The sequence below is a fragment of the Janthinobacterium sp. PSPC3-1 genome, from assembly GCF_049896105.1.
GTDB lineage: Bacteria > Pseudomonadota > Gammaproteobacteria > Burkholderiales > Burkholderiaceae_D > Janthinobacterium.
In genome coordinates this window covers 19,602-29,045 of record NZ_JAFCTQ010000057.1, presented here as the reverse complement: position 1 = coordinate 29,045, position 9,444 = coordinate 19,602, and the positions used below count along the sequence as shown (strand labels likewise).

The 9,444-nt window shown below is 64.1% G+C and carries 7 protein-coding genes; 4 read left to right on the top strand and 3 right to left on the bottom strand.

Annotated elements, in window-relative coordinates; all coding sequences use genetic code 11:
* Positions 1–351: 351 nt before the first annotated feature.
* On the top strand, positions 352–888 hold the full coding sequence (locus ACP7B7_RS29995; RefSeq protein ID WP_426079114.1) for a hypothetical protein: 537 nt from the start codon (positions 352–354) through the stop codon (positions 886–888).
* A 56-nt stretch (positions 889–944) separates the two neighbouring features.
* On the top strand, positions 945–1,415 hold the full coding sequence (locus ACP7B7_RS29990) for a hypothetical protein (protein ID WP_426079113.1): 471 nt from the start codon (positions 945–947) through the stop codon (positions 1,413–1,415).
* 6 nt (positions 1,416–1,421) lie between these two features.
* Here the strand turns inward: ACP7B7_RS29990 and ACP7B7_RS29985 are convergent, their stop codons facing one another.
* Genes ACP7B7_RS29985 through ada form a run of 3 tightly spaced genes read right to left on the bottom strand, consistent with a single transcriptional unit; the run spans position 1,422 to position 4,851 of the window.
* Positions 1,422–3,062 carry a mechanosensitive ion channel family protein gene (locus ACP7B7_RS29985; RefSeq protein WP_426079112.1) on the bottom strand — a complete coding sequence of 547 codons (1,641 nt, stop codon included), beginning with the start codon at positions 3,060–3,062 and terminating at the stop codon, positions 1,422–1,424.
* Positions 3,063–3,106: 44 nt separating this feature from the next.
* Positions 3,107–3,799, bottom strand: a complete 693-nt coding sequence (locus ACP7B7_RS29980) for a 2OG-Fe(II) oxygenase (protein ID WP_426079111.1) — start codon at positions 3,797–3,799, stop codon at positions 3,107–3,109.
* Positions 3,796–4,851, bottom strand: coding sequence for a bifunctional DNA-binding transcriptional regulator/O6-methylguanine-DNA methyltransferase Ada (ada, locus tag ACP7B7_RS29975; protein WP_426079110.1), 1,056 nt, complete (start codon positions 4,849–4,851; stop codon positions 3,796–3,798). The genes ACP7B7_RS29980 and ada overlap by 4 nt, the downstream gene beginning before the upstream one ends.
* A gap of 177 nt (positions 4,852–5,028) precedes the next feature.
* Here ada and hutC point away from each other — a divergent pair, with 177 nt between their 5' ends.
* Both hutC and ACP7B7_RS29965 read left to right on the top strand, forming a co-directional pair.
* Entirely contained in the window at positions 5,029–5,748 is a 720-nt protein-coding gene (hutC, locus tag ACP7B7_RS29970; protein ID WP_308924276.1) for a histidine utilization repressor, read from the top strand.
* 244 nt (positions 5,749–5,992) lie between these two features.
* Positions 5,993–9,427 carry a PAS domain-containing hybrid sensor histidine kinase/response regulator gene (locus tag ACP7B7_RS29965; RefSeq protein ID WP_308924275.1) on the top strand — a complete coding sequence of 1,145 codons (3,435 nt, stop codon included), beginning with the start codon at positions 5,993–5,995 and terminating at the stop codon, positions 9,425–9,427.
* Positions 9,428–9,444: the final 17 nt, after the last annotated feature.

The following is a 9,444-nucleotide window of genomic DNA, read 5'->3' as shown; positions in this document are numbered from 1 at the left end:
GCCAATCTGGTACTGGCTGGACGGCGCTTTACGATCACCGAATCCCGTAGTCCGTCTTGACTCCAGAAAGACGCGCAGCATCGCGTCAAATTGAACGAAAAACGGGCTTGAACGGCTTGCCGGTCGGGTATTTGGCGCGCCAGCCTCGTCAGAAAACCGAATTGATCAGCGCTTCCCTAGGTCTGGATTACAAATATGTGCTGTAGAGCGAGAAAAAACTGTCCAGCTACAACATGGAATCACAAGGAAATTTACTTGCCGATTTTTATACACTGAAATATTTAAATGCTCCTGATGATATGAATCAAAAGCAATATCGACATTCTTTAAAGCTCTATGAAGAGGTACTACATGATTTTCTTAAAGCAAAAAAAAGCAAGGCAAGTCTTCCAGGCCGCAATACTGAGCATGAGCCTTTATTTGATATCCCATGAAGCATACGCATGGTCACGGATGGCTGACGCTGAGGTGCGCCTGGTAAATGACATGCCATGCTTTTCCATTTCCAAAAAGGAGGAAAGACGTAACGGCATTCCGCAAATTGGCGCACTGAACGTGTCAGATCTCTCCGTCAAACCGGCAAGCAAGATATGGTCCTTCATCTTGCCTGGTGCGGATACCATTCCTATCCGTGCCAACTCTTGCATCCGGTATGGAACTGCACCGGCAAGCGCAGAGACCAGGCCAGCGCCACAGCTCAAGACAGGACGATTGTATGACGTATTCCTTAATGGCAGGCCCGACGATCCTGCTGATCCCACACAAGGATATGTAGGGAAATTTTGCTTGAGAAAAATGGCAACTGGTGGCCATAAACTCATTGTGGTGACAAGTGATATGCAAGAGTGGAGAGACGAAGTCTGCCCAAGCCCCACACCATCAAAATAAGGCCTCTTATGCCCCTGCACTCATACCTGATATTTATATTGCTTATCCTGGCCAGCATGAACTGCAGCGCCACCTCGCGCATGGGCGAAGCGGCGGTCGTCACCGAGGAAGGGCTACCTTGTTTCAAGATTGCCGACGAGGAAGAACGAAAGCGCGGCAGAACCAGCCTGAAGATGCTGATCATCAGCGAAAAGTCGGTCGACGGTTGGCAGGATATCTGGGCCGTCAGGTTTCCGAACGCCTCGTTTGGCGACCCGGACTACCGCCTGCCGAAGAACGCATGCATACGCTACGGTCACGCGCCGGCTGGCGTCGAAGCCAGCGATGCCAGACCGCTAAGGCAGAACACGATTTACAGCGTTTTCTTTATGGGACGACCGCCTTCCGGATCCGATCCCACCTCGCGTTATGGCACACAATTTTGTGTACTTGCCACTGCCACAGATGGCCTGCGCGCTGTACAGCTGACGCACGATACAAGCACCAGTATGGACCCGGACTGCGCAAGGCATGCGTCGCCCAAATAAACCGCGCTACTCGCCCTCCTGTTTCGCCGGCGCCCTGAACCACTCCTCAGGCGGCACCACCTGCGTCTGCTGCGGGTCGGCCATATAGTGCGGCGAGACCATCTGCACGCCGAATTCGTTGAAGACGTCGATGATGTTCTGGTGCAGCTGGTTCAGCACCTCGGCGCGCTGGCGCGGCACTTCCGCGCTGGCGTAGGCGACCAGGCGGTATTGCACATAATAATCGTGCAGGGCCAGCTGCATCACATAGGGTTTCGGCGTGCTGGACAGTTCCGTGGTGCGGGCGGCGGCCAGTTCCAGCATGGCGTGCACCTGGCGCCACGGCGTGGCGTAGCCGATGGTTACCGAGGCGTCGAGCACGAAGCCGCCGCCGGCCTGGGCGCGCGAGAAATTTTTCGTCGTCTGCGACATGATCCAGGCGTTCGGCAAGGCCACCTCTTCGCCGAGGCCAGTGCGCAGGCGCGTTTCGAACATGCCGACGTCGACCACCGTGCCTTCGCTCTCGCCGACGCGCACATACTCTCCCTTGCGCAGGGCGCGCGTGTACATCAGGATCAGGCCGCTTGCACCTTGTCCCACGATGCTCGACGCGCCGATCGACACCATCAGGCCGACCAGCACCGACAGGCCCTGGAAGGCGGCCGTATGCGAACCGGGCAAATAAGGGTAGGCCATCGCCAGCGCGAACAGCCAGATCACCACGCTGGTGATGCGGCGTGTCGGCAGGGCCGTGTCCTGGTCCAGCCAGCCGATCTGCAATTGCCCGCTTTCCACGCGCTTGAACAGCGAAGCGGCGGTGGCCGCCACCAGGCGCGCGATGGCGAAGATCACGCACACCAGCACCAGGCCCGGCAGGGCGCCCAGGATGGACTGCACCACATCGGCCGCCACCTCGAGCAGGTAGCCGCTGAGGCGTTCGCCCCAGGCGCGCGTGTACGGCAGGCGGCCCAGCACGAAGGCCAGCCACAGATAGGTGGCCATCAGGCGCAAGCCCCACAGCACGGCGCTCAGCAACTGGTAGGCAAAGGCGATGTAGTGTTCGGCGTCCAGCACGCGCACGTTTTTCAGGCGCACGTCGCGCAGGCGCGAGGCCAGCAGCACGCCGCTGCGGCGCCGGGCCCAGCGGTGCAAGCGCGTCAGGCCCAGCCAGGCCAGCCAGAAAACAAAGGTGGCGGCCAGGCATATGCCGGCGGCGGTCGCCAGGTAGCGCCAGTTGCCCTGTTCACGGTGCTCCTGCAAGGCCTTGGCCAGTTCGCCGGCGGCCTCCATGGCCACGCTTTCCGTGCTGTCGCCGGCCAGCTGGTTGATGTCGCCGGGCAGCACGACAAACAGCTGCACCCCATCGAGCAGCACTTGCGTGCCTTCGGGAATCATGTGGGTGGTGGCCTTGAGCGCGCCGTGTTTCGCCAGCACGCCGGCCAGGCGCCGCTGCGCGCCGGCCGCCCGCTCCTCGGGCGGATAGCCGGCCAGGGTGGCGCGAAACACGAAGACGGTCCGGTTGGCAAACGTCAACGGCGCCGTCTTGTCCGCACTGGCCTGCGCCTTGGCTGTGGCCAGGGCCAGCGCTGGCGTGGAGGCTTCCTCGGCATGGGCGCCGGGCAGCAGGAAGATCAGGCAGAGAAAAAGCAGGCGAAAAAGCGCAGGCATGGCAAGCAAAAAGATGACGGGGAAGCGGCCATCATGCCACGGCTTCAGCTGGCGTCATGAAAAATCACGCCCAAGGTATGGCGCGTGCCCGAGCGCAGGCGCGACACGCCATGGCGCATGCCGACTCTGTAACTGCCACGCACGCCATTCACGGGGCGCTGCGCGACGGGAAAGATCACGGCGTCGCCCTGCAGCAAGGGCACCACTTCCACGCGCGACTGCATGCGCGGGCGCTGTTCCGTCAGCACGAACTCGCCGCCCGTAAAGTCCAGCTGCGGGCGCGACAACAGCACGGCCAATTGCAGCGGAAACACATGCTCGCCATACAGGTCCTGGTGCAGACAGTTGTAGTCGCCCTCGCCATAGCGCAGCAGCAAGGGCGTGGGCCGCGCCTGCCCCGCCGCATGGCAGCGCGCCAGGAATGCGTCATGTTCCGACGGAAAGCGCGCCTCCAGCCCCATCGCCGCCTGCCAGCGGTTGGCAATCGCCGCCAGCGGCGCATACAGCGCCGTGCGCAGGGCGGCCACCGCTTCCGGCAGCGGATAGGCAAAATACTGGTATTGGCCGCGGCCAAAACCATGGCGCTCCATTACCACCCTGCTGCGAAAGCGTTGCGGCTCTTCATATTGCGCCGCCAGCGCTGTACAGGCCGCCGGTGCCATCAGGCCCGGCACCAAGGCGCAGCCATGGCAGTTGAGGTCGTCCTCGATGGCCTGCCAGTCAAGCACCGTTTTCATTTGCCCGCCTCGCGGTCGAGTAGTTGCTGCTTGCGCTCCACGCCCCAGCGGTAGCCGGACAGCGCGCCGTCGTTGCGCACCACGCGGTGGCAGGGAATCGCCACCGCCAGCGCATTGGCGGCGCACGCCCCCGCCACGGCGCGCGCACCGGTGGGCAGGCCGATGCGCCGCGCCAGTTCCGCATAGCTGACGGTGCTGCCGGCGGGAATTTCGCGCAGGGCCTGCCAGACGCGCTGCTGGAAGGCCGTGCCGCGCACGTCGAGCGGCAGGTCCAGGCCCAGGGCGGGCGCCTCGACCATGCCGATCACCTTGGCCACCGTCTGCTCATAGTCCGGCTCGGCGCCGCGCAGGTCGGCCTGCGGAAAGCGGTCCTGCAGGTCGCGCAGCAGCATGTCGGCATCGTCGCCCAGCAGGATGGCGCACACGCCCTTGTCGGTGCTGGCGACCAGCAGCGCACCGAGCGAACAGGCGGCAATCGCGAAGCGGATCACGGCGCCGCTCCCGCCGGCGCGAAAGGCGCCCGGCGTCATGCCCAGCAAACCCGGCGTGGCGGCATAGAAACGCCCGCTGGAATTGAAGCCGGCCGCATACAGGGTATCGGTCACCGTGCCCGGCAAAGCCAGGCCCGCCTTGACCCGTTCGCCACGGCGCGCCGCCGCATAGGCTTTCGGCGTGATGCCCGTGTGCGCCTTGAAGACGCGGTGAAAATGAAAGCGGCTCATGCCGGCCGCCTGCGCCAGGGTATCAAGGTCGGGCATGGCGTCGCTGGCTTCGATCTGGCGGCAGCTTTGCGCGACGATGGCGGCCTGGCGTTCGGCCAGCGGCGGCTGGCCGGGCTTGCAGCGCAGGCAGGGGCGGAAACCGGCCGCTTCCGCGTCGGCGCAACTGGCGTGGAAGGCCACGTTGGCGCGCAGGGCCGGGCGCGCCGCGCACGACGGGCGGCAGTACACGCCGGTGCTGCGCACCGAATAATAAAACTGGCCATCGGCCTTGCTGTCGCGCTGGCGCACCGCGTCCCAGCGGGCTTCGTCGTTTGTATACAGTTGCACCATGGCGCACTCCCGTTTTGTTCATCACTGGCCGCCATCGTGACACGCGGCGGTCCTGGCCGCACTCCGGGTCTTGCTTTTGAATTCGAAGGCCGGCTAGGCCAGGGGCGGCGGTGCTAAAATCGGCCATCGCGCTGCCATGTGGCGGCGCGCCTTGCCTCGCGCATCGGAGAGATTGCATTGGACGACCAGATTACACAAGAAAATACGCCCATTTTCCAGCGCATCAAGGATTTTCTGTTGGCCGGCATCGCCGCCGGCCGCTGGAAGGAAGGCGACGTGATCCCGTCCGAGCAGGCGCTGGTCAAGCAGTTTGGCGTTTCGCGCATGACGGTCAACCGCGCCGTGCGCGAACTGACCAGCGAACAGGTGCTGACGCGGCGCCAGGGGGCCGGCACCTATGTGGCGCAGCAGAAGTACCAGGCAACGCTGCTGGAAATCAAGAATATCGCCGATGAGGTCCGCGCGCGTGGCCATTTGCACCGCAGCAAGCTGCAAGTGCTCGAACACGTCAAGCCATCCGAGCTGATGGCCAGGCAGTTCGGCCTGCCGTCCGAGCAAAAGCTGTTCCATTCGCTGATCGTGCACTTTGAAAACGCCGTGCCGATCCAGGTCGAAGACCGCTGGGTCAATCCCGCCTGCGCACCGGACTACTTGGCGCAGGATTTTGCCACCATCACGCCGAACGAATACCTGATGGCGGCCGCGCCGCTGCAGGGCGCCACCTACAGCATCGAAGCCCTGTCGGCGCCGCGCAATATCGCCGAGATGCTGGCGATCGACATGAAACAGGCTTGCCTGGTGCTGCGCCGCCAGACGCGGTCAGACGGCAAGATTGCCTCGATTGCCACCATGTGGCATCCGGGCCACCGCTACCAGTTCGCCGGCTCGTTTAGCTGACTTGCAGCAACTATCATGATGCTATCTTTATTAGCATGATTTTCATGCTTTTTTCTCTCGAATTCTCACCGGCCCGGCAGAAAATTGGCGATTCCGTGAGGAAAAATATGCCTTTGCCACAGTGCTTGAAGTTAGATAGTCGGCATAAATATTCGGTGCTATAGTTGCCGCCAGAACAGGATACCGGCCGCGTTCCGGCCCGCACCATACCGCCCGATCCAGGCCCATCACGCAGCAGAAAGGGATGCATTTGTCGCATCGCAGCCTCACCAGATCCAGCGCACGACGCCTGCGGCGGCGTGCGCTGGGTCCGCTCGCCCGGATCCTGCTGGCCTGCCGCTGGCCAGTGCTGGCATGGGCTGCGCCAGCGGCCGCCGCCGGCGATGCGGGCGCCGGTCCGGGGCCATGGCCCTGGCTGGCGGCCAGCGCCACGCTGGTGGCCGGCCTTGCCGCCTGGCAAGCATGGCGGCTGCGCCGGCAACTGCATGGCGGACAAACGGGCGCAATGACGGACAAAGGCATGGCCGCAGCGGCGGCACAGGCGCTGCAAGGCGCCGTGCTGGCCGGCTGGTCCTGGCAGCGCGCGGGTGACCGCTTGACCATGTCCGGCCTGTACCGCAGCATGCTGGGCGACAAGAAAGCCAGCCTGGAGCATACCCTGGCCGACTGGCTGGCCGAAGTGCACCGCGACGACCGCGCCCGCCTGGAACATGCTTTCCGCCAGCATTTCGATGGCCAGGCGCCGGCGCCCATCAGCTGTGAATTTCGCTTGCGCCATGGCGACGGCCAATGGCGCTGGCTGCTGCTGCGCGGCGCGGTGCTGGCGCGCGCCTCCGATGGCGCGCCGGTGCAGGCCAGCGGCATCCTGTGCGACATCGCCGAACGCAAGGCCGACGAACAAGCGCGCATGCGCTGCATGCTCGAAGCGGCGCCCGAAGCGATGCTGATCGCCGACATCGACGGCCGCGTGCATTTCGCCAACCAGATCGGCGCGCGCTGCTTCGGCTACCCGCTGGCCGACATCATCGGCATCTCGCTCGAACAACTGGTGCCGGACAGCACGCATGGCCAGACGGCCGGCGATACGCAATCACGCCACAGCCTGCCTGGCCGGGTGATGATGGCGCGCCGCCGCGACGGCTCGCACTTTCCGGCCAAGGTCAGCCTGTCACCGCTGCGCATGGCCGGCCAGGTGTATTCCATCGTTTCGCTGCGCGACATGACGCAGCGCCAGCGCGCCGAGGAAGCCCTGCACGCCAGCTCCGAACGCTACCGCCTGATCGTGCAGACGGCGGCCGAAGGCATCTGGATGACCAACAGCAGCGGCCAGACCACCTTCGTCAATCCGAAGATGGCGCACATGCTCGGCTATACGGTGCAGGAAATGCTGGGCCGCCCCCTGCTCGACTTCATGGACCGCGACAGCCAGTTGCTGATGCAGCGCCGCCTCGACAGCCTGGGCAGCCTGCACAGCCAGCCGGACCAGGTCGATTTCCGCTTCTTCCGCAAGGACCAGTCCAGCATGTGGGGCTTGCTGTCGAGCAGCAGCATCCAGTCGGACCATGGCGAGCCGGGCGGCACCCTGGCGATGATCACCGACATCACCGAGCGGCGCCAGGCCTCGATCGCGCTGTCCAATTCCAGCCAGCGCATGGCCTCGGTGTTCGGCGCCGTCACGAATGGCCTGGTGGTGCAGAACAGCGATGGCCACATTCTGGAAAGCAATGCCGCCGCCGAGCGCATGCTGGCCGCCAGCCGCGCCGGCGGCAGCCTGTGGCAGGCCATCCGCGAAGACGGTTCCACTTTCGAACAGCGCAGCCATCCGGTGCACATCACCCTGTCGACCGGCCAGGCCATGCGCGACGTGGTGATGGGGGTGCAGCAGCTGGACGGCAACCTGTGCTGGCTGTCGGTGAACACCGAAGCCATCCGCGACGAATACGGCAAGGTGGGCATGGTGGTGGCCAGCCTGACCGACATCACGTATCACAAGCGCAGCGAAAACACCCTGCGCGAACTGAACGAGCACCTGGAAGAGCGCGTGGCGCAGCGTACCGAGCAGCTCGACCAGGCCAAGCAGGTGGCCGAGGAAGCCAGCCTGGCCAAGGGCCAGTTCCTGGCCAACATGAGCCATGAAATCCGCACGCCGATGAATGGCGTGATCGGCATGGCCTACCTGGCCCTGAAAACCGACCTCGAACCGCGCCAGCGCGATTACCTGGAAAAGATCCGCTTTGCCGGCGAACACCTGCTGGGCATCATCGACGACATCCTCGACATTTCCAAGATCGAGGCCGGCAAGCTGAAGATCGAACACGTCAACTTCAGCTTCGACCATGTGATCCAGACCCTCAACACGGTGGTGGCGCCGCGCGCGGCCGGCAAGAACCTGGAACTGCTGTTCGAGATCGACCCGCAACTGCCGCCTATCCTGGTGGGCGATCCCCTGCGCCTGGGCCAGGTACTGATCAACTACGCCAATAACGCCATCAAGTTCAGCGAACAGGGCAGCATCACCGTGATCGTCAAGAAAGTGGTCGGCGACGACAAGCATTGCCTGGTGCGCTTTGAAGTATGCGACCACGGCATCGGCCTGTCGCAGGATGAGATGAGCAAATTGTTCCAGTCGTTCCAGCAAGCCGACACCTCGACCACGCGCGAATATGGCGGCACCGGCCTGGGCCTGGCCATCAGCAAGCAGCTGGCCCAGTTGATGGGCGGCGAGGTCGGCGTCGACAGCAGCCCGGGCCTGGGCAGCACCTTCTGGTTCACGGCCCGCCTGGGCATCTCGAGCCAGGCCGCGCCGGCCCTGCTCGACACCATGCTGAAAACGGCGCAAGCCATGCGCGCCAGCGCCGATGCGGCGATGGTGATGGGCGCGCTCAAGCATGCCCGCATCCTGCTGGTGGAAGACAATACCTTCAACCAGCAGGTGGCGCTGGAGCTGCTGGAAGAAGCCGGGGCCTCGGTCTGCCTGGCCAACAATGGCGTCGAGGCGCTGGACCTGCTGCGCCAGACGCAGTTCGACTGCGTGCTGATGGACGTGCAGATGCCGCTGATGGATGGCTTGCAGGCCACGCGCCTGATCCGCGCCGATCCCGATCTGGCCCACTTGCGCGTGCTGGCCATGACGGCCACCGCCACCAGCGAAGACCGGGTGCGCTGCCTGGAGGCCGGCATGGACGATTTCATTTCCAAGCCGATCCAGCCGGCCATGATGTACCAGACCATCGCCGGCTGGCTGCCGGCGCGCGACACGCCGCCGCCGCCCGTGCGCACCCGCAGCGCGCCAGCCTTCAAGACCACCCTGGCCGGCGATCCGCAGGTGATCGATCTATCGATCCTGGCCAAGCTGCTCGGCTACAACCCGCAAAAAGTGCGCAAGTTCGCCTTCAAGTTTTTGCAGACCACGCAGGATGGCTTTGCCGACATCGATGCGGCGCTGGGGCGCGGCGACGTGGCGCAGGTGCGCGAGCTGGGCCACCGCATCAAGTCGTCGGCGCGCACGGTGGGCGCGCTGGGCATGTCCGAGCTGTGCCACCGCCTGGAAAACTTGCCGCCGGGCGCCCCCGCCCAGGAAGCCGAACAGGCCCGCCATATCGTCAGGCAGCTGTGGCCGCTGCTGGAACAGATTACCGAACAGATCATGAACAACACCAGCTTTGCCAACGATGACTGATCGCGGCAAGCTTGGCA

Bases quoted from the DNA above. Each gene is read 5' to 3' on its own strand.
- ACP7B7_RS29965 (WP_308924275.1), top strand. From the start codon at position 5,993: ATGCATTTGTCGCATCGCAGCCTCACCAGATCCAGCGCACGACGCCTG.
- ACP7B7_RS29985 (WP_426079112.1), bottom strand. From the start codon at position 3,062: ATGCCTGCGCTTTTTCGCCTGCTTTTTCTCTGCCTGATCTTCCTGCTG.
- ACP7B7_RS29980 (WP_426079111.1), bottom strand. From the start codon at position 3,799: ATGAAAACGGTGCTTGACTGGCAGGCCATCGAGGACGACCTCAACTGC.
- ACP7B7_RS29990 (WP_426079113.1), top strand. From the start codon at position 945: ATGAACTGCAGCGCCACCTCGCGCATGGGCGAAGCGGCGGTCGTCACC.
- ada (WP_426079110.1), bottom strand. From the start codon at position 4,851: ATGGTGCAACTGTATACAAACGACGAAGCCCGCTGGGACGCGGTGCGC.
- ACP7B7_RS29995 (WP_426079114.1), top strand. From the start codon at position 352: ATGATTTTCTTAAAGCAAAAAAAAGCAAGGCAAGTCTTCCAGGCCGCA.